General features: G+C 64.9%; 23 protein-coding genes. 16 read left to right on the plus strand and 7 right to left on the minus strand.

Annotated features, from left to right (window positions below):
- Positions 1–36: 36 nt before the first annotated feature.
- The 4 genes from cysC (at position 37) to ACNKU3_RS01510 (ending at position 4,829) form a co-directional block, all read left to right on the plus strand.
- Positions 37–654 (plus strand): adenylyl-sulfate kinase, encoded by a 618-nt coding sequence (cysC, locus tag ACNKU3_RS01495; protein ID WP_418257635.1) that lies wholly within the window; start codon positions 37–39, stop codon positions 652–654.
- Positions 655–668: 14 nt separating this feature from the next.
- Positions 669–1,856: a sulfate adenylyltransferase gene (gene sat / locus ACNKU3_RS01500; RefSeq protein ID WP_418257636.1), complete on the plus strand. Its 1,188-nt coding sequence runs from the start codon at positions 669–671 to the stop codon at positions 1,854–1,856.
- 175 nt (positions 1,857–2,031) lie between these two features.
- Complete coding sequence (locus ACNKU3_RS01505; RefSeq protein ID WP_418257637.1) at positions 2,032–2,988, plus strand: DHH family phosphoesterase; 957 nt, start codon at positions 2,032–2,034, stop codon at positions 2,986–2,988.
- 116 nt (positions 2,989–3,104) lie between these two features.
- Positions 3,105–4,829 carry an SLC13 family permease gene (locus ACNKU3_RS01510; RefSeq protein WP_418257638.1) on the plus strand — a complete coding sequence of 575 codons (1,725 nt, stop codon included), beginning with the start codon at positions 3,105–3,107 and terminating at the stop codon, positions 4,827–4,829.
- A gap of 33 nt (positions 4,830–4,862) precedes the next feature.
- Here ACNKU3_RS01510 and ACNKU3_RS01515 read toward each other — a convergent pair whose 3' ends face one another.
- Positions 4,863–6,899, minus strand: a complete 2,037-nt coding sequence (locus tag ACNKU3_RS01515) for a TonB-dependent receptor (RefSeq protein ID WP_418257639.1) — start codon at positions 6,897–6,899, stop codon at positions 4,863–4,865.
- Between the two features lie 12 nt (positions 6,900–6,911).
- Positions 6,912–7,334, minus strand: a complete 423-nt coding sequence (locus ACNKU3_RS01520; RefSeq protein WP_418257640.1) for a group II truncated hemoglobin — start codon at positions 7,332–7,334, stop codon at positions 6,912–6,914.
- A gap of 131 nt (positions 7,335–7,465) precedes the next feature.
- Here ACNKU3_RS01520 and ACNKU3_RS01525 point away from each other — a divergent pair, with 131 nt between their 5' ends.
- The 6 genes from ACNKU3_RS01525 (at position 7,466) to ACNKU3_RS01550 (ending at position 12,227) form a co-directional block, all read left to right on the plus strand.
- A complete protein-coding gene (locus ACNKU3_RS01525; RefSeq protein WP_418257641.1) occupies positions 7,466–8,152 on the plus strand; it encodes a DUF6498-containing protein in 687 nt (228 codons plus the stop codon).
- A gap of 323 nt (positions 8,153–8,475) precedes the next feature.
- Positions 8,476–9,579: a phosphoribosylaminoimidazolesuccinocarboxamide synthase gene (locus ACNKU3_RS01530; RefSeq protein WP_418257642.1), complete on the plus strand. Its 1,104-nt coding sequence runs from the start codon at positions 8,476–8,478 to the stop codon at positions 9,577–9,579.
- 31 nt (positions 9,580–9,610) lie between these two features.
- Positions 9,611–10,360 carry a sulfite exporter TauE/SafE family protein gene (locus tag ACNKU3_RS01535; RefSeq protein ID WP_418257643.1) on the plus strand — a complete coding sequence of 250 codons (750 nt, stop codon included), beginning with the start codon at positions 9,611–9,613 and terminating at the stop codon, positions 10,358–10,360.
- Positions 10,361–10,397: 37 nt separating this feature from the next.
- On the plus strand, positions 10,398–10,802 hold the full coding sequence (locus tag ACNKU3_RS01540; RefSeq protein ID WP_418257644.1) for a TIGR01244 family sulfur transferase: 405 nt from the start codon (positions 10,398–10,400) through the stop codon (positions 10,800–10,802).
- Positions 10,803–10,849: 47 nt separating this feature from the next.
- Complete coding sequence (locus tag ACNKU3_RS01545; RefSeq protein ID WP_418257645.1) at positions 10,850–11,557, plus strand: NUDIX hydrolase; 708 nt, start codon at positions 10,850–10,852, stop codon at positions 11,555–11,557.
- A 13-nt stretch (positions 11,558–11,570) separates the two neighbouring features.
- Positions 11,571–12,227, plus strand: a complete 657-nt coding sequence (locus tag ACNKU3_RS01550; RefSeq protein WP_418257646.1) for a cytochrome b/b6 domain-containing protein — start codon at positions 11,571–11,573, stop codon at positions 12,225–12,227.
- A 6-nt stretch (positions 12,228–12,233) separates the two neighbouring features.
- Here the strand turns inward: ACNKU3_RS01550 and ACNKU3_RS01555 are convergent, their stop codons facing one another.
- The 4 genes from ACNKU3_RS01555 to ACNKU3_RS01570 form a co-directional block, all read right to left on the minus strand.
- Positions 12,234–12,620, minus strand: a complete 387-nt coding sequence (locus ACNKU3_RS01555) for a VOC family protein (protein WP_418257647.1) — start codon at positions 12,618–12,620, stop codon at positions 12,234–12,236.
- A 2-nt stretch (positions 12,621–12,622) separates the two neighbouring features.
- Entirely contained in the window at positions 12,623–13,804 is a 1,182-nt protein-coding gene (locus ACNKU3_RS01560) for a D-2-hydroxyacid dehydrogenase (RefSeq protein ID WP_418257648.1), read from the minus strand.
- The gene (locus ACNKU3_RS01565) at positions 13,773–14,261 is read right to left on the minus strand and encodes a c-type cytochrome (protein ID WP_418257649.1); all 489 of its coding nucleotides are present in this window, start codon (positions 14,259–14,261) and stop codon (positions 13,773–13,775) included. Before ACNKU3_RS01565 ends, ACNKU3_RS01560 begins: the two co-directional genes overlap by 32 nt.
- An 85-nt stretch (positions 14,262–14,346) precedes the next feature.
- Positions 14,347–14,574, minus strand: a complete 228-nt coding sequence (locus ACNKU3_RS01570; protein ID WP_418257650.1) for a hypothetical protein — start codon at positions 14,572–14,574, stop codon at positions 14,347–14,349.
- A 161-nt stretch (positions 14,575–14,735) separates the two neighbouring features.
- Between ACNKU3_RS01570 and ACNKU3_RS01575 the strand changes: the two genes are divergently transcribed.
- From ACNKU3_RS01575 to ACNKU3_RS01600, 6 genes are all read left to right on the plus strand, one after another.
- Complete coding sequence (locus ACNKU3_RS01575; protein WP_418257651.1) at positions 14,736–16,076, plus strand: aspartate aminotransferase family protein; 1,341 nt, start codon at positions 14,736–14,738, stop codon at positions 16,074–16,076.
- Positions 16,077–16,092: 16 nt separating this feature from the next.
- Positions 16,093–17,064, plus strand: coding sequence for an AEC family transporter (locus tag ACNKU3_RS01580; protein WP_418257652.1), 972 nt, complete (start codon positions 16,093–16,095; stop codon positions 17,062–17,064).
- An 88-nt stretch (positions 17,065–17,152) separates the two neighbouring features.
- Positions 17,153–18,580, plus strand: a complete 1,428-nt coding sequence (locus ACNKU3_RS01585; RefSeq protein ID WP_418257653.1) for an aldehyde dehydrogenase family protein — start codon at positions 17,153–17,155, stop codon at positions 18,578–18,580.
- A 308-nt stretch (positions 18,581–18,888) separates the two neighbouring features.
- The gene (gene glpK / locus ACNKU3_RS01590) at positions 18,889–20,379 is read left to right on the plus strand and encodes a glycerol kinase GlpK (protein ID WP_418257654.1); all 1,491 of its coding nucleotides are present in this window, start codon (positions 18,889–18,891) and stop codon (positions 20,377–20,379) included.
- Positions 20,379–20,564, plus strand: a complete 186-nt coding sequence (locus ACNKU3_RS01595; protein WP_418257655.1) for a hypothetical protein — start codon at positions 20,379–20,381, stop codon at positions 20,562–20,564. The genes glpK and ACNKU3_RS01595 overlap by 1 nt, the downstream gene beginning before the upstream one ends.
- A gap of 51 nt (positions 20,565–20,615) precedes the next feature.
- Entirely contained in the window at positions 20,616–21,173 is a 558-nt protein-coding gene (locus ACNKU3_RS01600; protein WP_418257656.1) for a nitroreductase, read from the plus strand.
- Between the two features lie 24 nt (positions 21,174–21,197).
- Here the strand turns inward: ACNKU3_RS01600 and ACNKU3_RS01605 are convergent, their stop codons facing one another.
- Positions 21,198–21,983: a hypothetical protein gene (locus ACNKU3_RS01605; RefSeq protein ID WP_418257657.1), complete on the minus strand. Its 786-nt coding sequence runs from the start codon at positions 21,981–21,983 to the stop codon at positions 21,198–21,200.
- Positions 21,984–22,003 lie beyond the last annotated feature (20 nt).

Here is a 22,003-nt window from a genome sequence, read left to right on the forward strand (position 1 = left end):
GGTGCGGCCGCTCCCGACTGACGAGGACAAGTGAACATGGCAGAACAAAAAGCAACCAACGTGCACTGGCACGAGGGCGATATCACCCGCGAACACCGTGAAAAACTGCTCGGCCATAAGGGCGCGACCCTGTGGTTCACCGGCCTTTCCGGCAGCGGCAAGAGCACCGTGGCGGTGGAACTGGAAGGCCGCCTGCACGAGATGGGCGTGTCCTGCTACCGCCTCGACGGCGACAACGTGCGTCTGGGCATCAACAAGAACCTGGGCTTTTCCGCCGAGGACCGCGCCGAGAACATCCGCCGCATCGGCGAGATCGCCAAGCTGTTCGTGGACAGCGGGCAGATCGCCCTGTCCAGCTTCGTCAGCCCCTACCGCGCCGACCGCGACGGCGTGCGCGAACTGCACGACGCGGCGGGCATGGATTTTATCGAGGTTTTCGTCGATTGCTCCCTGGAAGCGGCGGAAGCCCGCGATCCCAAGGGCCTGTACAAGAAAGCCCGCGCCGGCGAGATCAAGAACTTCACCGGTATCGACGACCCCTACGAAGCCCCCGAATCGCCTGAACTGCATCTGCACTCCGACCAGCAGAGCCTGGAAGAGGAAGTGGAGCAGATTCTCGCCTTGCTGCGCGACCGCGGCATCATCAACCAATAAGCTGGAGTAATCCCATGATCAAGCCCCATGGTTCCGATACGCTGAACCCGCTGTTCGTCTACGACAGCGAGAAGCGCCACGCCCTGCTGGCGGAAGCGGAAAACCTGCCTTCTATCCTGCTCAACTCCGCCGCGGCGGCCAACGCCGTGATGCTCGGCGGCGGTTACTTCAACCCGCTTACCGGGTTCATGAATCTGGCCGATGCGCTCTCGGTGGCCGAGAGCATGCACACCACCGACGGCCTGTTCTTCCCGGTACCCATCGTCAACCTGACCGAGGCGATGGGCGTCGAAGCGGGCAGCCGCATCGCCCTGCGCGACCCCAACGTTGAAGGCTACCCGGTGCTGGCCATCATGGACGTGGAGCAGGTCGATCCGGTGTCCGACACCCAGATGGCGTTCATGGCGGAGCGTATTTTCCGCACCCTGGACCCGCAACACCCGGGCGTGGCCACCTTCACCAACCTCGGCCGCAGCATGCTCTCCGGCCCGATCCAGGTGCTGAACTTCTCCTACTTCCAGACCGACTTCCCGGATACCTTCCGCACCGCGGTGGAAATTCGCAACGAGATCGCCGAGCGCGGCTGGAACAAGGTTGTCGCCTTCCAGACCCGCAATCCGATGCACCGCGCCCACGAGGAACTGTGCCGTATGGCCATGGAAGACCTCGGCGCCGACGGTATCCTCATCCACATGCTGCTGGGCCAGTTGAAGCCGGGCGACATCCCCGCGGAAGTCCGCGATGCGGCGATCCGCAAAATGGTCGAAGTGTATTTCCCCCCGAACACCGTGATGATCACCGGTTACGGCTTCGACATGCTCTACGCCGGGCCCCGCGAGGCGGTACTGCACGCGTTGTTCCGCCAGAACTGCGGCTGTTCCTACCTGATCGTTGGCCGCGACCACGCCGGTGTCGGTGACTACTACGGCGGCTTCGACGCGCAGACGATTTTCGACGAGGAAGTGCCGGAAGGCGCCCTGGACATCGAGATCTATCGCGCCGACCACACCGCCTACAGCAAGAAGCTGGGCAAGGTGGTGATGATGCGCGACGCCCCGGACCACGAGAAGGACGACTTCGTGCTGCTCTCCGGCACCAAGGTGCGCGAGATGCTGGGCCAGGGCATTGCGCCGCCGCCCGAATTCTCCCGCCCGGAAGTGGCGAAGATCCTCAGCGATTACTACCAGGCGCTGGATAGCTGAGTAAGCCGGCCCGCGGGCTGTCCTGCCCGCGGGCCGCTTGAACCGATCCGCAACTGGGCACGCGAGGCGCATGGCAAATCGTCGGGCGAACCGGAAGGCAGAAGATCTCCGGGCAAGCCGATACGACGGAGCCGCGCAGGGGCGTGTGTACTCTGAATCGCAAATGGGGCGAACTATGGATTACGATATTTTCAACGGCGACGCGGATGGCATCTGTGCATTGCTGCAGTTGCGCAAGGCGGAACCGCGCGATGCAACGCTGGTAACCGGCGTCAAGCGCGACATCAACCTGCTCGACAAGATCGAGCCCGCGGCGGGCGACCGGATCACGGTACTCGACGTCTCCATGGACAAGAACCGCACCGCGCTGGATGGCGCGCTCGGCGCGGGCGCGTCCGTGTTCTATGTCGACCACCATTTTCCCGGCGAGATTCCCGAGCACGCCAACCTGACCAGCATCATCAACGAGGCGCCCGACGTGTGCACCGCGGCGCTGGTCAATGGCCACCTGCGCGGCGCTCACCTCGACTGGGCAGTCACCGGCGCCTTTGGCGACAACCTGAAGAATACCGCACACAAGCTGGCCGAGGGCCTGTCCATCTCCGCCGCCGACCTCGCCCTGCTGGAGCGCCTGGGTACCTGCATCAATTACAACGGTTACGGCCCGGCCATCGAGGACCTGCACTTCGATCCCGCGGACCTCTACCGCACGCTCTACAGCGCCGCCGGTCCGCTGGAATTTGTCGCCGCATCGCCGGACTACCGCAAGCTGAGCGAAGGCTACGATTCCGACATGGGCCAGGCGGAATCGCTGCAGCCGGAGCACGCGACCGAGCGCGTCGCGGTGTTCATCCTGCCCGACGAGGCCTGGGCGCGCCGGGTCAGCGGCGTGTACAGCAATGACCTCGCTACCGGCAACCCGGGTCGCGCCCATGCGGTGCTGACGATCAAGGACAACGGCAACTACCTGGTCAGTGTGCGTGCGCCGCTGAACAACAAGCAGGGCGCCGCGGAACTGTGCATGCAGTTCCCGACCGGCGGCGGCCGCGCGGCGGCAGCGGGCATCAACGATTTGCCCGCTTCCGAAATGGAAAACTTTGTCGCCGCATTCTCAGCCGCATATAGTGGCTGAGCGAATCCCGCCGCGGGAATGACTCCAGCGGCGGGACACAGGGATTACTATAAAACCGCCGTTGCGGCCGGCCGCAGGCGGTTGCCATAACGACACAGGGAGGCGGGACTACATCGATGATCGACCAGTTGCTGATTACGGGGCTTTTCGTGATCCTGCTCGGCAGCCTGATTTTTACCGACTGGCCGGCGGTGGGCATTTTTACCTGTACCATGCTGGCGGCCTATTTTCTCGGCCTGGTCGATACCGAAGATGTGCTCACCAAGGCATCCAACAGCGGCCTGATGACACTGATCATCCTGTTGCTGGTGTCGGTGGGGCTGGAAAAGCTCTCCTGGCTGAGCCGTTTGTCGGACAAGCTGATATCGCCCAGTTATGCGCTCAGCCTGATCCGCCTCGGCGGCGTGACCGCGTTTTTCTCCGCCTTCGTCAACAATACCGCGGTGGTGGCGACGCTCGCCCACACCGTGCGCAGCAACCGCTACCACCCCGGGTCCAAGCTCCTGATCCCGCTGTCCTATGCCGCGATTCTCGGCGGCACGATGACCCTGATTGGCACTTCCACCAACCTGATCGTCAGCAGTTTCCTGCAGGACGCCACCGGCAAGGGCCTCGCGTTTTTCGATTTTTTCGTGGTCGGTATCACCGGTACCGTGCTGGGCATGCTGGCGATGTGGTTCGGTTCGCGCCTGCTGCCGGTGTCCGAGGATGGCGATATCGAGCTCAACGAATACCTGATCGAGGCCGAGGTCGGCGCGGATTCCGGGCTGGTGGGCAGGAGCATCCTGGAAAACGGCCTGCGCGACCTCGAGGACCTGTTCCTGGTGGAGATCGTGCGCGGCGAGCAACTGATCTCACCGGTGACCCCGCAGGAATTCATCGAGGCGGGCGACAAGCTGATTTTCTCCGGCGACATCAAGCAGGTCTCGGTGCTGGACGCGTTCGCAGGGCTGCAACTGTTCGCGGTGGAAGAGGGCCTGTTGCAGGAGAACATGACCGAGGTCATCGTCATGCCCAACGCCTCCATCGAGGGCAAGACCATCAAGGAAAGCGCCTTCCGCTCCCAGTTCGATGCCGCGGTGGTCGGCATTCGCCGCGGCGGCAAGCGGCTGTCCGGCAAGCTCGGCAACATCACTATCCAGGCCGGCGACAACCTGGTGCTGGCGGTCGGCGCGGACTTCAACGAGCGCAAGAACCTCGACAAGAACTTCGCGGTGATCGACGACTCGGTCGGCCGCATCCGCACCAGCCCGCTGCAGAACTATTTCATTACCGGCGTACTGGCCGTGGTGGTCGTGCTGGCCACCACCGAGACCGTATCGTTGATCAAGGGCATGGTATTCCTGCTGCTGTGCATGCTGGTGATGGGGGTGGTGCGCGGCGCGGAGCTGCGGCGGCGCTTCCCCTTCGAGTTGTGGTTGATCATCGCCTCGGCGCTGACGCTGTCCCAGGCGCTGACCAACACCGGGGTGGTCAGTGTGCTGTCGACCTTCCTGCACTCGCACCTCTCGGTGCTCGGCCCCTACGCGGCGCTGGCCGGCATCTACCTGGGCACGCTGTTGCTGACCGAACTGATGACCAACAACGCCGCGGCGGCCCTGGCCTTCCCGATCGCATTCGGCCTGGCCGACAGTTTCGGCGTGTCCCACATGCCCTTCGTCATGGTGGTGGCCTACGGCGCCAGCGCCAGCTTCCTGACGCCCTTCGGCTACACCACCAACCTGATGGTGCAGAACCTTGGGGGTTATTCCATGGGGGATTACTTCCGCGCCGGACTGCCGGTGTCGGTGGTGTATTCCGCGGCAGTGCTCGTGCTGGTGCCGCTGGTGTTCCCGTTCTAGGTGCCTGGCGGCGACAGCAGTCGCCGCCGTGGATCATTCAACCCAGCTGAGTTCGACGAAAGCCCCCCGGGGCTGGCCGACGAAATAGCGGTATTCGCCAAAGCCGAAATCGGCGCGCTCGGCGTAGTCCTCGTCCAGCAGGTTGGTGACCCGCAGCCCCAGCTGCCAGTGGCTGGCGACACTCGCGGACAGGTGCAGGTTAAACAGTGAGTGACCGTCGTACTCGGCGCTGTTGTCCGGGTTCACGTAGTAGTTGTCCATATACACCCATTCCAGTTCCCCGCTGATGTCCTCGCCGAAGTTGCGTCCGATACGCGCGCTGCCGAAGGCGTGGGGGGCGGTGTCGATATCGTTGCCCTTGATATCGGCGCTGGAATCCAGCAGAACCGTGTGGCTGCTGTAGCGGTGGCGGGCGAAGTTGGCGCTGGCGTCCATGAACCAGTCGCCAATGGCGTAGTTGAGACCAATCTCGATACCGCGGTGCTCGGTGCTGGCGCCGCTGACGTTGTAGCGGTTGGCGTCCTGGAAAATGACGTTGTCCTTTTCCATGTAGTACAGCGCCAGGTCGTAGCCGAAATTACCGCCGAAATTGCCGCGCAGGCCCAGCTCGATATTGTCCAGTTCCTCGGAATCGAGGTCGGCGACGGCCTGTCCGGACTGCAGGCGGTACAACTCGCTGGCTTGCGGCGCGCGGAAGCCGCGCGCCAGGCGCAGGTAACTGATGTGCTGTGGCGCGAGGGCGTAGCTGGCCCCGACATTGGCCGACAGGTTGGTGAAATCGTCCTCGCGGTCCGCGGGCCGGTAGAAGCGGCAGGCGCTGGCCTCCGGGCCGCAGGCCGGGCCATCGCCGGTGCGGTTGTCATAGTCGTAGTTGCTGTACTCCAGGCGCAGGCCGCCGGTCAGTTCCAGCGCGTCGCGCTGCCAGCGCAGCTGGCTGAACAGGGCCGCGGTGGATGCCAGTACCGCGTAATCGTAGTGCGTTCCCGCGGGCTGGTTGGGGCTGAAGGCGTCTGCCTGGATCTCCTTCAGCCAGCCGTCGGTATAGTCGAGGTCGACGCCGTTGATCCAGTTGATGTCGCCGAGGTCCGAGTGCAGTGCGGCCTGCAGGCCGAGGCTGCGCTGGCCGTTTTTCTCGACCGGTTGCCAGGGTACGAAGTGCATCAGGAATTCCATGCCGTTGTCGCGTACGTAGGGCGTGACTACCAGCTGGTGGCTGTCGCCGAAGTCGCGGCTGGCGCGGCTGTAGGCGAGTACCGACCAGGCGTCGCGGTAGGCCTCCGGATTGGGGTTGGTCTTGCGCAGGTCGCTGTCCTGGTAGGCCTTGTAGCCCTGGATATACCCGGCGGTCTCCTGATTCAGGTTGCTGTAATCGATGGCGCTGCTGAAGGACCAGACATCGCCGTCGTAGTCGTGGCGCAGGGTGGCCTTTTGCTGGTCGTAGCCGGAATCGGCCTGGTAGCCGCCGTCGCTGCTGCCGTTGGCGCTGACGCTGATGCCATTGCGGCCGAAGGTATTGCCGTAGTGGTACTTGCCCCGGTAGTAGTCATTGGGCCCCGCCTCGACGGACAGGCGCTGTTCGCGCGTCTCCGAGGGCGCCTCGCTGAGCACGTTGATCACCCCGTGCATGGCGTTGGAGCCGTAGAGTGCCGTTGCCGGGCCGCGAATCACCTCGATGCCACCCGCCTGTTCCAGATTGGCGTCAAACAGCTGGTTGACGTTGCAGAAGCCGGGCGCCCGCAGGCTGATACCGTCGCTGGCCATCAGGAACGAACCGCAACCCCCGGCCCCGGTGAGTACCGGCGAGCGCAGGGCGGGCAGGCTCTCCTGGCCATTGCCGCGGCTGATCCAGGCGCCGGGTACGCGCTGCATGATTTCACTGGCATGGACCGCGCCGGTCATGGCCAGGGCGTCGTTGTCGATGCTGGTCCAGGCCAGCGGCAGGGTGAGGGCGGCTTCGGGCAGGCGGCTGGCGCTGACCAGGACCTGTTCCTGGGTGCCGGTTTCCGCGGCATGGCTGGCGGCAGCGCCGGGCAGGGCGGCGACTGCGGCCGCGCAAATCAGGTATTTCATGGACACCGGGTCTTATACTGAGGCTATCAGGTCGGGGTTATCGCCGGGGTCCTTGTCGCGGTTGCGGATGGCATCGGCGATCCGGAACAGCGGTACTTTGAGCATTTCGCGCAGTTCCTCGCTTGCCCCGGTGCGTTCCAGGGCCCGCTCCATGCAGAACAGCCACTGGTCGCGCAGGGCGGGCCCGATGGCGTAGGGCGCGTGGGGTTCGGTCATGCACACGCCGCCGTATTTCTGCGCATACAGGGGCGGGCCGCCCATCCAGCCGATCAGGTACTCGGCCAGTTTGGTCTTCATCGGCGCCAGGTCCCGGGCGTGGAGGGCGCGCAGTTCGGCGACCTCCGGCAGCTCGTCCATCAGGTCGTAGAAAGCCGAAGTCAGCTGGCGAATGCCGTCTTCGCCGAGAATCTGGTAGGGGGTCGAAGGTTGGTTCATGTTATTTTCTAGCGATCAAGCGCGTCACAGTACAGGGGAGTGACCAGCGGGCTTCGCCACGCGGGTCGGGGTAGAAAGCCGGGTTGCATTGTCGGCGTTGGGGGAAGTAACTGCAAGTGGACAACACATACATGAATCTGGGTGAGGAGTGGCCGGTGCGCTATGCCGGGGCCCGGCGCCTGGCCAGCCTGGTGGCGCTGGTGCTGGTCAACCTGATCCCCCTGGCCGGTGTATTGCTGTTCGACTGGGACGTCGCCGCGCTGATGATCCTCTACTGGTCGGAAAACCTGGTCATCGGCTTCTACACCCTGGTCAAGCTGGTGGTCAAATCGCCCATCGGCGGCTGGTTCAGCGGACTGTTTTTCCTGATCCATTACGGCGGATTCTGCGGCGTCCACGGCCTGTTCATCGTCACCATGCTGTTGGACGAGAAGTTCAGCGCGTTTCCCGATGACCCCTGGCCGCTGTGGCTGGTCTTTCCACAAATCCTGTTCAACGTGATCGGCCACGTGATCTCCCTGGCCCCGCCCGAGTGGCTGTGGTCCTTTGCCGCCCTGTTCATCAGCCACGGTGTGTCCTTCGTGGCCAACTTCCTGCTGGCGGACGAGCGCGACCGGCTCAGCAAATCCCAGATCATGAACGCACCCTACGGCCGGGTCATCGTTCTCCACCTTGCCGTGCTGTTCGGCGGCTTTGCCGTGCTTGCACTGGGCCAGCCGATGTTCATGCTGGTGATACTGGTGCTGCTTAAACTCGGCGTCGATATCGCGTTCCACCTGCGGGAACACGGCAAGACGGCGGAGCGGGGAGGGGAATAGATCCCAGGCCAGATTGCCAGGGTTTCTGCCCAGTCAGTTTCAGGGGCTGAAGGTAGCGTGTGAGGCGGATGCGGCCCGCTGGAACCGTGCGGCGACATGGATGTCGCCGCCCGAGCCTGCACAGGGATGTGCGTTTTTTGGCGTGTTCCAGCGGGCCGCATCCGTCTCGCACGCGGGACTCTATCCCTGCATCAGATCGAGGTAATTCCTGTACCTCATGACGGGTGCCCGTCACCACAGTCTCTGGTAGAATTGCCGGCTTTTCCGCGGGCCCGCGCCCGCTGTTCCGACAACTTACTGGATTACCGACTGGAAGGCTGCCCATGAGTCTCGCTGATTCCGTTCTGGCTGTTAACAACGACCTGCCCATCCGTACCGATGCCCCCGTGCACAGCGGCAAGGTGCGTTCCGTCTACTGGCTGACCGCCGCCGACAGCGCGCGGTTGATCGCCGAGCGCGGCTACGATGTCGCCGCCGACGCGCCGCTGGCGATCATGGTGATTTCCGACCGTATTTCCGCTTTCGACTGCATCTGGCACGGCGAGGGCGGCATGGCCGGGGTGCCCGGCAAGGGCGCCGCGCTAAACGCCATCTCCAACCACTGGTTCGAGTGCTTCCGCCAGCAGGGCCTGGCCGACAGCCATATCCTGGAGATTCCCCACCCGCTGGTGTGGATCGTGCAGAAAGCGAAGCCGGTCATGATCGAGGCGATCGCCCGCCAGTACATCACCGGTTCCATGTGGCGCTCTTACGGCAAGGGCGAGCGCGAGTTCTGCGGTATCCAGATCCCGGATGGGCTGCAGAAGGACCAGAAACTGCCGGAACTGCTGATCACCCCATCCACCAAGGGCATCCTCGAGGGGATTCCCGGCGTGCCGGCCCAGGACGACGTGAACATCACCCGCGCCGATATCGACGCCAACTACGCCGCCTTCAATTTCCGCAGCCCGGAAGACGTGGACCTGTACGAGAAACTGCTGCGCGAGGGTTTTGACCTGATCAGTGACCGCCTGGCGGCACTGGACCAGATCTTCGTCGATACCAAGTTCGAGTTCGGCTATGTCACCGACAAGTCCGGCCAGGAAAAGCTGATCTACATGGACGAAGTCGGCACGCCGGATTCCTCGCGCATCTGGGACGGTGCCGCCTACCGCGAGGGCAAGGTCGTGGAGAACTCCAAGGAGGGCTTCCGCCAGCTGCTGCTCAACCACTTCCCCGACCCCGACATCCTGCTCAACAAGGACCGCATGCCCGAGCGCCAGTCCCTGGCCCGCGACAACGCGCTGCCCACCGAGGTCCTGATGGAGGTCTCCAGGACCTATACCGGCATCGCCGAGAAGATCATCGGCAAACCGGTGAGCATTTCCGACAACCCGAAGGCGGAAATCATCGATATCCTGCGCCGGGACTACGGACTGGTCGACTGAGCCGGGGAGGGGGCTGAAGCCCATCCCCGGTATGCTGGACGACCCGCTTTTCTATCTTGTCAGCATCCCCGCGGTAATGCTCTACGGCGTTGCCAAAGGGGGCTTCGGCGGGGCGATTTCCGTGCTCTCGGTGCCGATGATGGCGCTGGTCATGCCGCCCACCCAGGCGGCGGCTATCCTGCTGCCAATTCTCGTGGTGATGGACGCCTTTGCCGTGCAGACCTACTGGGGCCGCTTCGACCGCCGCGCCCTCGGCCTCCTGCTGCCCGGTGCGGTGTTCGGCGTGGTGATCGGTTACCTGACGGCGGGCCTGTTGAGCGAGGCCATCCTGCGCCTGATGGTGGGCGTGATCTCCCTGCTGTTCGCCCTGCAACAGCTCACCGGCTTTCGCGCCCGGGCCGCGGCCCGGCACAAGCCCCTGGCTGCATCCTTCTACGGTACCATCGCGGGTTTCACCAGCTTCAATATCCACGCCGGCGGGCCGCCCTTCACCATGTACCTGATGCCCAAGCGCCTCGACCCCCTGCTGTTTGCCGGTACCGCCGCGGTGTTCTTTGCGGTGGTCAACCTGGTCAAGCTGGTACCCTACGCGGTGCTCGGGCAGTTTACCGGCGCCAACCTGCTCTACTCGCTGGTGCTGGTGCCGCTGGCACCCCTCGGCGTGAAGCTGGGCCACGCCCTGACCCGGCGCTCGTCACCGGGTATCTATTATCGGGTCATCAGCATTTTCCTGCTGGTCGTCGGTGTTAAACTGTTGTGGGAAGGTTATCGCGCACTTTGACGCCAGCCTTTGCCATCAATTGAGTCTGGAGAAAAAGATGCAAGCCTATAAACTCACCGAAACACTCGCGGTCTGCGGCCAGATCAGCCCTGCGGTGGTGGCGGAAATTGCCGCGGCGGGCTTCAAGGTCCTGATCAACAACCGGCCCGACGGCGAGGAACCGGGACAGCCGGGCAGCGCCGAAATCCGGGCAGCGGCCGAGCAGGCGGGTCTCGAGTATTACTACATGCCAGTGAACGCCATGACCTTTCCCGGTGAGGATCTCGCCGGGATGGGCCGCCTGTTCGATGACCCGGAGCGCCCGGTATTCGCCTATTGCCGCACCGGTACCCGCTGCGCCAACCTGTGGGTCGCTTCGCGGCCGGCAGGGGATCGCGAGGCCGCTACCGTACTGGCGCAAAAGATCGGCTTCGATCTCTCGCTGGCCGCGCGCATCAGCTGAACCGTCATCCGCATAGCTTCCGCAACTCACTGGATACACTGCCTACCATGAGCCAGGCCCAGACGATCGCCCCCGCCAGCACCGTCGCTCTCTTGCGCGATGGTGCGGACGGCATTGAGACCCTGCTGCTGCGGCGCAGCGAGAAGCTGGCCTTCGCGCCGGGCCGCTGGGTGTTTCCCGGCGGGCGCCTGGACCCGCAGGATTACGCCCTCGCCAATGGCTGCGAGGAAGCGGCTGCGCGGGCCGGTGCAGCCAGGGAGTCGCAGGAGGAGTGCTGCCAGCGGCCCGACCCCGCGGCCATGGTGCTGCTCAGCCGCTGGACCACGCCGGAAGGGCACGCCCGCCGGTTTTCCACCTACATCTTCGCCGCACCGCTGGCGCAGGTAGGTGAAGTAGTGGTCGATGGGGAGGAGATCGACAGCGCCTGCTGGCTCGGCGCCGGGGCGGCACTGCAGCAGCACCGGGCGGGCGAGCTCGACGTCATGCCGCCGACCATGATCACCCTGCGCCTGCTCGATGCCCACCCGACGGTGGCGGCGTTTCTACAGGCGGCGCGGGAGGCGCTGGTGCCCGAGGTGTTTCCCAATCTCTGCCGCAGCGAGGCCGGCCTTGTATCCATGTATCCCGGCGATGCGGGATACGCCGCCGGAGACCCCTCCCTGCCCGGTGCCCGGCATCGCGCGGTGCTGGTGGACGGGGAATGGATCTACCTGCATGAAGGGGTGGACGCGGCGTACCCGCCGCTGGTGCCGTGAACGAGGAGCACGCATGACAACTGCCAATGCCCTGTGGGACATTCCCACCCGCCTGTTCCACTGGTCGCTGGTGGTGGCGCTGGGCCTCGCCTGGTGGAGCGCGGAAGAAGAGCGCTACGGGGTGCACGAATGGACCGGCTACACGATCATCGTCCTGGTGGTGAGCCGGATTGTCTGGGGTTTCCTCGGCAGCCGGCACTCCCGGTTCAGTGACTTCCTGGCGGGGCCGCGCCGCATCGCCGCCTACCTGCGCGGCGAGGGCAGCGCCACCCCCGGGCACAACCCGCTGGGCGGCTGGTCGGTGCTTCTGCTGCTGACCCTGCTGCTGCTGCAGGCGGTCAGCGGCCTGTTCAACAGTGACGACATCCTGTTTTCCGGCCCGCTGTACTACGCGGCGTCCGGGGAATTCCGTGACGCCATGGGCGAAATCCACGAAATAGCCTTCAACGTCCTGCTCGCTTTCGCCGCCCTGCACGTGCTGGCGGTGTGCTACTACCAGTTCCTGCGCAAGGACCGGCTGATCAACGCGATGCTGCTGGGCCGCGCGCAGGGCAAGGTTGGCGTCGAGGCGCCGCGCAGCTTCTGGCTGTACCTGGTGGTGGTGCTGCTGGTAGGGGCTGCGCTGTGGTTCGGCCTGCAACAGGCACCGCAGCCGCAGTCGATCTGGTAATTGGCCTCAGGCGCTGAAGTTCAGCTCCACGCCCAATCCGGCGGGGTCGAGCAGGAATAACTGCACGAAACCGCGTTCCGCGGAAAAATCGTTCTTGCGGTAGGGCGTGCCCAGTTTCTCCAGCCTGCGCTCGGTGGCGGCGAGGTCGCTGCAGGTCAGGGCGATGTGGTCGACCGGGCTGTGGCTGGCGCTGACCTCCGCCGGCCCATCCTCCCGGCAAACCATCATGTGGATGATCGGCTGCCCGCCGGCGTACAGCCAGTAGCCCCTGACGCCGAAATCCGGTCGCGAGCCGTCCTCGAGGCCTACCACCTCCACGTAGAAATCGCGCAGGGCCCGCAGTTGTTCCGCGGGAGCGCGCAGGTTCACGTGATTCAATCCTTCAATGGCCATACTCAGTATCCTCTGGTCATATCCACCGGGTTCAGCAGCGCTTCCCCGGCGACGTAACGCCGCAGGTTTTCCTGGGCGATGATCGCCGCCCGGCGGAAACTGTCTCCGCCGGTGGCGGCCACATGCGGGGTGATGATCACCCGCGGCATGCTCCACAGCGGGTGATTGGCGGGCAGGGGTTCGGGGTCGGTGACGTCGAGTCCGGCGGCGTAGAGCTGCCCGGAGTCCAGTGCCCTGACCAGGTCCGCGGTGACCGTACTTTCCCCGCGGCCCAGGCTGATGAAGATCGCGCCCGGTCGCAGGGCGTCGAAAAACCGCCGGTCGAAGAGGTGGCGGGTCCGGTCGGTGAGGGGCAGGGAGTTGACCACCACGTCGGCCTCGCCGGCCAGTTTGTACAGTTCGTCGGCCAGGCCGACATAATCGACATAGGCGGGGCCTTCGCGGGAGGAGTTGCGGGTGGCGATCACCCGCATGCCGAGGCCGTGGGCGCGGCTGGCGACCTCGCTGCCGATTCCGCCGAGGCCGGCCACCAGCAGGGTTTTTCCCGCGACTTCGCCGAAGCGCTCATTGCCGGCGATGCCGCGATCCCAGTGTTCCTGCTGTTGCGCGCGGTAGTAGTCCGGGAGTCCGCGCGCCAGCGACAGCAGCATGGCAATACCGTGCTCGGCCATGGCGGGGCCGGAGAGCCGCTTGCTGTTGCTGAAGACCTTGCCGGTAAATGCGGCGTCCCCGACCGCGAGACAGCCGTCGACGCCAATACTGTAACTGTGCAGCCAGAAAAGGCTTGCGCCGGTAGCTGCGATTACCTCCGGTTCGCAAAAACCGATGACCGCATCGGCGCCGGCCAGCAGTCCGGCGACGGACGCGGAGCCGCCGTCGACAAACAGCAGGTCGATGTCCGTTCCCGCTGCGGCGCGGAAGCCTTCGCGGAAATCGGACTGGGTGGATGCCACCCGCTGCGGTACATACACCACGACCTTGCGCGGAGCCCAGCCGGGCATCTCGCGCAGCGGCGTCGGGGATTCCGCAAGACCGCGGGCTTTCACTATTGCGGTGACTTCCGCGTCGGCTTCGGCCGCGCTCAGTGCGGCGGGGAAAAGCAGCCCGGCGAGCAGCAGCGCCGGGCAGAGCAGGTGAATACGGACAGCCCCCTCAGTAGAGATAGTCCTTGGACTTGTAGTCATCGTGGCAGCTCTTGCAGGCCTTGCCGGTGGCGCCGACGGCCTGGGCGATTTCCTGTTTGTCACCGCCTGCGGCGGCGGCCTGCAGCTGGTTCACCGCGGTTTGCAGGTCGGTCAGCTTGGCCTTGAAATCATCCATGTTGTCCCATATTTCCGGTTTTGCACGGGTTTTGCCCTGCTCTGAACCGGGGGGGAAGGCCCGTGCGACATCCATGCTGGTCAGCGCGGCCATATCGTTGGCAAACATCTGCAGTTTCGCCTGGTCCCAGGGCATTTCGCCTTTCAGCATGGCGCCGATGGGGCCGAAGTTCATGCCCAGCAGGGCGAACCAGGACTGGCGGTAGGACTGCATCGGTTCCTTGTCGTCGAGGTGGGCCACTGCCAGCACCGGCAACATGAGGCCGAAAGCGAGTGCGGGCAGGGTTGCCTTGCGAACAATGGAGCGGGGTGACATGCGCATGGATGATCCTCCAGAGTGGGACGGTTGGCTGAAACGCCTGCAAGTGTAGGCAGGAAATTTGCCGGCGGGCAAGCACTGCCGCGCGCTAATAGCTATACCAGTGGCCATCCTCGTGGTAGAGGTTGTGCTGTTCGGCACAGTCCCGTTCAGCGCCGGCCCCGGTGACGCCCATGCGGCTGGCCGCGTAGCGTTTCTTGGCCATGCATTCCTGCATCAGCGCATCGCTGGTGCCGGGGTCATTGCCCGAGCGGGGTTGGTTGGAATAGAACCAGAATCCTGCTGCCACCAGCAGGCAGACGACAATCCATCGCATAGGTGAGCCCCTGTCCTGTAATAATGCCCCCCGGCCACTGTAGCAGGAGGTTCCCCGCTTGGGGTATGGTTTGCTGCCGAACACTCCAGTAGGTTTGCAGCACCCCGGCCAGCACCCCGGCTATCCCCTGATTTTTGCCCCACAGCCAAAGAGATACGCGCATGACGACGCAGCATTCACTTTCCCATGGCCTCAGCCGGGAAGACCTTGAATCCCACTGGATGGCCTACACCGGCAACCGCCAGTTCAAGGCGGATCCCCGGATGATCGTCGCCGCCGAGGGTGCCTGGTTTATCGATGACAAGGGGCGGCGGATTTTCGATGGCCTGTCCGGACTGTGGTGCTCCGGACTCGGCCACAACCGGCCCGAGATTACCGAGGCGGTGACCCGGCAGTTGCAGACCCTGGACTACTCCCCGGCCTTCCAGTTCGGCCAGCCGCGTTCCTTTGAATTAGCCAATCGTATCAGGCAACTTACCCCGGAGGGACTGAATTACGTCTTTTTCACCAATTCGGGTTCCGAGTGTGCGGACACCTCCCTGAAAATCGCCCGCGCCTACTGGCGCCTGAAGGGCCAGCCCTCCAAGACCAAGCTGATCGGCCGTGCCAAGGGCTACCACGGCGTCAATTTCGGCGGCATTTCGGTCGGTGGTATTGGCGCCAACCGCAAGCTGTTCGGCACCGCGGTGGACGCGGACCACCTGTCGCATACGCTGCTGCCGGAAAACGCCTTCACCCGCGGCATGCCCGCGCGCGGCTGGCAACTGGCGGATGAGCTCAACGAGCTGATTGCCCTGCACGACGCCTCGAATATCGCGGCGGTGATCGTCGAACCGCTGGCGGGCTCCGCGGGGGTCATCCCGCCTCCCGCGGGTTACCTGCAGCGCCTGCGGGATATTTGCGACGCCAACGACATCCTGTTGATTTTCGACGAAGTCATCACCGGTTTCGGCCGTATGGGTGCGATGACCGGGGCCGAGGCCTTCGGGGTCACCCCGGACATCATGAATGTCGCCAAGCAGCTCACCAACGGCGCGGTGCCCATGGGGGCGGTGATTTCCACCAGCGAGATCTACCAGACTTTCATGGCCCAGGGCGGTCCCGAATACATGCTGGAGTTTCCCCACGGCTATACCTATTCGGCCCACCCGGTAGCCTGCGCCGCCGGCCTCGCCGCCCTGGAAGTACTGGAGCAGGAAAACTTGCCGGCCCGGGTCGCGGAACTGGCGCCCTATTTCGAGGGGGCCCTGCACGAGCTGCGCGGCCGCCCGCACATAACCGACATCCGCAACTACGGTTTTGCCGGGGCGCTGAGCCTGGCGGGCTACCCCGGTGAGCCGGCGCGGCGGCCCTTCGAGGTCGCCATGCGGATGTGGGAGAAGGGTTTCTACGTCCGCTACGGCGGCGACACCATCCAGCTGGGCCTGCCATTTATCGTGGAAAAAGCCGAGATCGACAGCCTGTGCAGCGCACTGGGCGAAACCCTGGACGAACTGGCCTGAACCGGGGTAGCCGACAGTGACAGGTGCGGGCGCGGGAGAGCTCTTCCTCACCAGCCTGCGCGTCTCCCTGCCGACGTTCGGCTGGGTGGTGGCGGGCATGCTGCTCGGGCGCTTTGGGCTGTTCCCGCAGTGGCTCAACGACCGCATTTCGCGCCTGGCGTTTCGCTTCGGCATACCCCTGATGCTGTTTACCGGGTCCGCGCGGGTGGATTACAGCGAGGCCCTGCATTCCCGCTACGTCCTGGTCGGCATCGTCTCGACCCTGCTGGTCACCGCGCTGGCCTGGTATTACAGCCGCTGGCGGCAGCACCCGCTGGCTGAGCGCGGCATCTTCGTCCAGGGCGCCTACCGCTCCAACCTGGCCATCGTCGGCCTCGCCCTGTGCATTTCCGCCTACGGGGAGCGCGGCGCCATGCTCGGGGCGCTGCCGGTGGCGCTGATGACCAGCCTCTACAACGTGATTATCGTCTTCGTCTTCAACGCGACCCTCGGCGGCAGTACCGGCCTGCGGGCGGCCCTGCTGGGAATCGCGCGCAATCCGCTGATCATCGGCATTGGCGCCGGGGTGCTGTATTCGCTGTCGGGACTGCCGCAGCCCGCGCTGCTCGCCCCGGCGAGTGTCTGGCTGTCCGCGTTTTTCCTGCCCCTGATGCTCCTGTGCATCGGCGCGGCGATCCGCCTGGGCGACCTGCGCCGGGCCGGCGCGCTGGCCTGGGATTCCACCCTGTGGCGCCTGCTGGTTGCGCCGGGCATCGCGGTGCTGCTCGCCCTGGCCTGCGGGGTGAACGGCGAAGCGCTGGGCGTGCTGTTCCTGCTGGTGGGTGGGCCGGCGGCGGCCTCGGGCTATGTCATGGTGGTCGCCGCCGGCGGCAACGGCGTACTGGCGGCGAACATCATTGTGCTGACCACCCTGTTGTCTGCCGTCACCCTGACCCTGGGCCTGTTCCTGCTCTCGCTGCTCGGCCTGGCGGGCAGCATCGGCGGCTGAATCCACCCCCGGAGGGTGATAGCAGCGGGCGCCCCGGCTGCTAGAATTCGCTGGTATTCATTCTTACCCAGTTGCAGAGGTGCAGGGCATGCGCGATTACCGGCAATTCTATATCGACGGCCAGTGGGTCGATCCCGTTTCAGCCAATGATTTCGAAGTGATCAATCCGGCCACCGAGGAGGTGTGCGGGGTGATCTCCCTCGGCTCGGAAGCGGACGTGAACCGCGCGGTCGCCGCGGCGAAGCGGGCGTTTGAGAGTTACGGCCGCACCAAGCGGCAGGAGCGTATCGAACTGCTCGAAGCCTGTGTCGCCGAGTACGAGCGCCGCTACGACGACGTGGCCACCGCGATTCGCGAGGAGATGGGGGCGCCGCAGAAGTTCGCCCTGGAAGAGCAGGCGGATACCGGCCTCGGCCACCTCGAGGAGGCACTGCGGGTACTGCGCGACTTCGAGTTCGAGGAAGTGGTGGGCAACGCCCGGGTGTTCAAGGAGCCGATCGGCGTGTGTGGCCTGATTACCCCCTGGAACTGGCCGGTCAACCAGATTGGTTGCAAGGTGGCCCCGGCGCTCGCGGTGGGCTGTACCATGGTCCTCAAGCCCAGCGAGATCGCCCCGCTGTCCGCGCATATCTGGACGGAAATCATGCACGCCGCCGGGGTGCCCGCCGGGGTTTACAACATGGTCAACGGCGACGGCCCGGTGGTCGGTACCGCTCTGTCGAAACATCCCGACGTGGACATGATGTCCTTCACCGGCTCCACCCGCGCCGGCGTGCTGGTGGCCCAGAACGCGGCGCCAACGGTAAAGCGCGTGACCCAGGAACTCGGCGGCAAGAGCCCCAACATCATCCTCGACGACGCCGACCTGGAGGATGCGGTGACTCGCGGCGTGTTGCACATGTGTGGCAACACCGGCCAGTCCTGTAACGCGCCGTCGCGGATGCTGGTGCCCTCCCACCTGGTATCGAAGGCGGAGGAAATTGCCGCCCGGGTGGCGGACAGCGTGCGCGTGGGCGACCCCGCGGCGGAAGGCGTGCGCATGGGGCCGGTGGTGTCCCAGGCCCAGTTCGACAAGATCCAGGGCCTGATCGACACCGGCCTCAGCGAAGGCGCAAAACTGGTGGCCGGTGGTCCGGGTAAACCGGCGGGGCTCGAAAAGGGCTATTTCGTGCGCCCCACCGTCCTCTCGGTGAAGGACAACCAGGCGACCATCGCCCGCGAGGAGATTTTCGGCCCGGTGCTGACCATCATTCCCTACCACTCCGAGGAGGAGGCCATCGCCATTGCCAACGACACCCCCTACGGTCTCGCGGCCTACATCCAGAGTGGCGATATGGACCGCGCCCGCAAGATCGCCGCGCGTATTCGCGCGGGCAACGTGAAGATCAATGGCGCCTTTGGCGGCTACTCGGTGCCCTTCGGCGGTTACAAGCAGTCCGGCAACGGCCGCGAGTGGGGCGAGCACGGCTTCGCCGATTTCCTCGAAATCAAGGCGGTGGAAGGCTACGGCGGATAAACTGCCGGTCCCCCGCCGCCCCGGTTGCCTGCAGCGGGTCGGTTTGATTGGATTATTGTTCAGGAGAGCGAACGCCCATGCTCTGGAGCGAGGGTAACAGTTCCGTGTCGTTCCCGTGATAGCCCCTGATCTGTGATCGCCCGCAGTTTAACCCGGCCCCGCAATCGGAGCCGGGCGCGGGTTCAGCAATGGCACATACCGTCGCGTTCACGTAATCTTTGCTCTCAGGGGGCATCGAAGCGGCTCCTGGTGGCTTCGCAGTGACAGCTTGCAGGTTCGTATAAACCGTGTTTACAGGGAGAGGGGCGATGTCGGCTTTTGTACTGGCGATCGATCAGGGCACTACAGGCAGTACCGTCGCGCTGATGGACGCCGGCGGCAAGCTCCGCGCCAGCGTGAACTTCGAGTTCCCGCAGATCTACCCCCGGCCCGGCTGGGTGGAGCACCGCCCCGGCGAGATCTGGACATCGGTGGTCAAGGGCATTCGCAGTATCCTGCGCAAGCGCATCTGCAAGCCCTCGGAGATCGTCGCCATCGGTATCACCAACCAGCGCGAGACCTCCGTGCTGTGGGATCGCGAGACGGGCGAGGCATTCAACAACGCGGTGGTCTGGCAGTGCCGGCGCACCACGGATTTCTGCGAGCAACTGCGCAGCGAGGGTCACGAGAAGCTGATAAGGCGGCGTTCCGGGCTGGTCCTGGACCCCTATTTTTCCGCCAGCAAATTCCGCTGGCTGCTGCGCAATACCAGCGGTATCAAGCGCCAGTTAGCGCGCGGCCGGGTGCGGGCCGGCACCGTGGACAGTTTCCTGGTCTGGCAGCTCACCGGCGGCGCGGCGCACGTCACCGATATCTCCAACGCCTCGCGCACCTCGCTGATGAACCTGGAACTGGGCAGTTGGGACCAGGAACTGCTGGAACTGTTCGAGGTGCCCGGCGACATCCTGCCGCGCATTACCCCTTCCAGCGCGGTGCTCGGCCATACGCGGGGCGTGCCCGGCCTGCCCGACGGCATTCCCATCGCCGGGGTCGCGGGGGACCAGCAGGCCGCGCTGTTCGGCCAGGCCTGTTTCAATCCCGGTGAGGCCAAGTGCACCTTCGGCACCGGTTCCTTCATCGTGATGAATACCGGCAGTGAAGTCGTGCGCTCCGGGGCCGGCTTGCTCAGCACGGTGGCCTGGCAGCTGGGCGAGAGCGGCAAGCCGGTGTACGCGCTGGAGGGCGGCGCGTTCGTTTGCGGTGCGGCGGTGCAGTGGCTGCGCGACGGGCTGGGCATCATCCGCAAATCCGCCGAGGTGGAAACGCTTGCCGCCAGCGTGGAGGACCACGGCGGCGTGGAATTCGTGCCGGCGCTGACCGGTCTCGGCGCGCCGCACTGGGCGCCGGAGGCGCGGGGTACGATTACCGGGCTGACCCGCGGCAGCACCAGCGGGCATATCGCCCGCGCCACCCTCGACGCCATGGCCCTGCAGAACGCGGATATCCTGCGTGCGATGGAGGATGAACTTGGCCGCCGGATGAAACCCCTGCGGGTGGATGGCGGGGCCGCGGCCAACAACCTGCTGATGCAGGTACAGGCCGACGTGCTGGGGCGCAGGCTGATTCGCCCCCAGGTGATCGAGACCACGGTCGCCGGCGCCTGCTATCTCGCCGGCCTCGGCGTCGGCCTGTGGTCCGGGCAGAAAGACATTCGGGGAATCTGGGCGGCGGAGCGGGAGTTCGCCGTGGCAATAACTCCGCGGGCCCGGCGCGACCGGCTCGCCTCCTGGAACGACGCCCTGAGGCGCACGCTACTGTAATGGCTGATATCATCCCGTTCCGCCGCCCGTCGCTGAAGGACAAGCACCGCGGCAACACCCTGTGCCGCAACAACCACCACAAGTGGGAGGTGGACAAGGCCAAGCAGTTCGATGTGAAACAGGGTAAGCTGGTCACCGTTTACCGCTGCGTACGCTGCGGCAAAACCCGCGTGAAATCCCATTAGCGCCGTTTACAGCTTCGGCTGTGATCCGGCCCCGTTACCGAAAGACAGGGTATGAACGAAATTCTCCACTTCCTCACCCAGCGCAGCTCCGCCAGCCGCCTGACCGAACCCGCCCCCATTGGCGAGGAACTCCAAGCCATCTTCGCCGCGGCGCTGCGGGCGCCGGACCACGCCCGCCTGCGGCCCTGGCGATTCCTCAGTGTTTCCGGAGAGCGCCGCATAGCGCTCGGCGAGCTGTTCCGCGAAGCCCTGTTGCTGCGCAACCCGGACGCCGACCAGGCGGCCCAGGACAAGGCCGCCAATGCGCCGCTGCGCGCGCCGCTGGTGGTGGTCGTGGTGACCCGCCTGGCGGAGCATCCCAAGGTGCCTTACGTGGAACAGCGGCTATCCGCCGGCTGCGCCGCCCACGCTATCCTGCTGGCGGCGGAAGCGCTGGGTTATGCCGGTATCTGGCGCACCGGGGAGGTCGCCTTCGACCGCAACCTGATGCGCATGCTGGGACTGGCGGATAACGAGGAGATTGCCGGTTTCGTCTACCTCGGCACTCGCGAAGGGGAAGTGCGCCCGGTCCCGCAGCTGGCGGTCGCCGGGTTTGTCACTGACTGGTAGCCCGCGCGGGCGCGGGCCGGGGCGTCAGGGATTGCCCGGCCAGTCTTCCATGGTAATGAAAGGATGGAAGGCCAGCTGGATGCCTTCCTCGATATGGCTCTTGTTTTCCAGCATGGCGCGGCGGCGGGCGAAGCGCTCCTTGCGGGTATCCACGGCGTCGGTGGCATCGAGGCCACCGCGGCTGAAGAACACGCGCTCCAGGCTGTTGTCGAAGATCGCAATCTGCAGCGACGCCGCGGCGGCCATGGCGCCCCAGTCGAAATCGGCGGATACGCTGTTGCCGGGGCCCTGCACCGGCGGTTCCCTGGAAACCCCGTCCCACTTGGCCACGTGCTTGAGGCCGCCGTTGAAGGTGACCTCGATTTCGACCAGGTCGGTGAAGACAAAGGCGTCAAGTGCAAAGGACTTGACCAGGTCGTCGCGCACCGACTGCATGATCAGCGAGAACGACTTCATGTTGGTGCGCCCCGTGGTGGGGTCGTATGGGTCGCCGTAGGCGCGCACCGCGGTATTCCAGCGCTGCTCGAACTCGCGCTGGGGAATGACCTTGTAGCCATGCTCTTTCAGGTAGGCGCTGATCTCGCTGTCGATGCGCGGCGCGGCTTCCTCGAGGTAGTTGCGCGATGGCGGGCCGAGATTGACGTGAGGGATAATCACAGTCTTGATATCATCCGCCGCAATTTTCTCCGCATTTATTTCATAGGGGAACACGGTCGGGTTGTAGGTCGGCGTGCCGGCGCAGGCACTGAGCAACAGGCCGAAGGCGAGCGGGAGCAGGGCTTTCAGGCCGGTAGTGACTGAATTGCGCATTATTGGATCCATCAAATCAA

It is taken from the genome of Haliea sp. E17, assembly GCF_048323675.1.
Classification (GTDB): Bacteria; Pseudomonadota; Gammaproteobacteria; order Pseudomonadales; family Halieaceae; genus Mangrovimicrobium.

What these genes read in the sequence shown, in the direction of transcription:
- ACNKU3_RS01510 (WP_418257638.1), top strand. Translation starts at nt 3,105, where the DNA reads ATGATCGACCAGTTGCTGATTACGGGGCTTTTCGTGATCCTGCTCGGC.
- ACNKU3_RS01515 (WP_418257639.1), bottom strand. Translation starts at nt 6,899, where the DNA reads ATGAAATACCTGATTTGCGCGGCCGCAGTCGCCGCCCTGCCCGGCGCT.
- ACNKU3_RS01535 (WP_418257643.1), top strand. Translation starts at nt 9,611, where the DNA reads ATGCTGGACGACCCGCTTTTCTATCTTGTCAGCATCCCCGCGGTAATG.
- ACNKU3_RS01565 (WP_418257649.1), bottom strand. Translation starts at nt 14,261, where the DNA reads ATGCGCATGTCACCCCGCTCCATTGTTCGCAAGGCAACCCTGCCCGCA.
- ACNKU3_RS01520 (WP_418257640.1), bottom strand. Translation starts at nt 7,334, where the DNA reads ATGAACCAACCTTCGACCCCCTACCAGATTCTCGGCGAAGACGGCATT.
- glpK (WP_418257654.1), top strand. Translation starts at nt 18,889, where the DNA reads ATGTCGGCTTTTGTACTGGCGATCGATCAGGGCACTACAGGCAGTACC.
- ACNKU3_RS01540 (WP_418257644.1), top strand. Translation starts at nt 10,398, where the DNA reads ATGCAAGCCTATAAACTCACCGAAACACTCGCGGTCTGCGGCCAGATC.
- ACNKU3_RS01550 (WP_418257646.1), top strand. Translation starts at nt 11,571, where the DNA reads ATGACAACTGCCAATGCCCTGTGGGACATTCCCACCCGCCTGTTCCAC.
- ACNKU3_RS01600 (WP_418257656.1), top strand. Translation starts at nt 20,616, where the DNA reads ATGAACGAAATTCTCCACTTCCTCACCCAGCGCAGCTCCGCCAGCCGC.
- ACNKU3_RS01530 (WP_418257642.1), top strand. Translation starts at nt 8,476, where the DNA reads ATGAGTCTCGCTGATTCCGTTCTGGCTGTTAACAACGACCTGCCCATC.
- ACNKU3_RS01545 (WP_418257645.1), top strand. Translation starts at nt 10,850, where the DNA reads ATGAGCCAGGCCCAGACGATCGCCCCCGCCAGCACCGTCGCTCTCTTG.
- ACNKU3_RS01605 (WP_418257657.1), bottom strand. Translation starts at nt 21,983, where the DNA reads ATGCGCAATTCAGTCACTACCGGCCTGAAAGCCCTGCTCCCGCTCGCC.
- ACNKU3_RS01595 (WP_418257655.1), top strand. Translation starts at nt 20,379, where the DNA reads ATGGCTGATATCATCCCGTTCCGCCGCCCGTCGCTGAAGGACAAGCAC.
- ACNKU3_RS01555 (WP_418257647.1), bottom strand. Translation starts at nt 12,620, where the DNA reads ATGGCCATTGAAGGATTGAATCACGTGAACCTGCGCGCTCCCGCGGAA.
- ACNKU3_RS01575 (WP_418257651.1), top strand. Translation starts at nt 14,736, where the DNA reads ATGACGACGCAGCATTCACTTTCCCATGGCCTCAGCCGGGAAGACCTT.
- sat (WP_418257636.1), top strand. Translation starts at nt 669, where the DNA reads ATGATCAAGCCCCATGGTTCCGATACGCTGAACCCGCTGTTCGTCTAC.
- cysC (WP_418257635.1), top strand. Translation starts at nt 37, where the DNA reads ATGGCAGAACAAAAAGCAACCAACGTGCACTGGCACGAGGGCGATATC.
- ACNKU3_RS01560 (WP_418257648.1), bottom strand. Translation starts at nt 13,804, where the DNA reads ATGACTACAAGTCCAAGGACTATCTCTACTGAGGGGGCTGTCCGTATT.
- ACNKU3_RS01525 (WP_418257641.1), top strand. Translation starts at nt 7,466, where the DNA reads ATGAATCTGGGTGAGGAGTGGCCGGTGCGCTATGCCGGGGCCCGGCGC.
- ACNKU3_RS01585 (WP_418257653.1), top strand. Translation starts at nt 17,153, where the DNA reads ATGCGCGATTACCGGCAATTCTATATCGACGGCCAGTGGGTCGATCCC.
- ACNKU3_RS01570 (WP_418257650.1), bottom strand. Translation starts at nt 14,574, where the DNA reads ATGCGATGGATTGTCGTCTGCCTGCTGGTGGCAGCAGGATTCTGGTTC.
- ACNKU3_RS01505 (WP_418257637.1), top strand. Translation starts at nt 2,032, where the DNA reads ATGGATTACGATATTTTCAACGGCGACGCGGATGGCATCTGTGCATTG.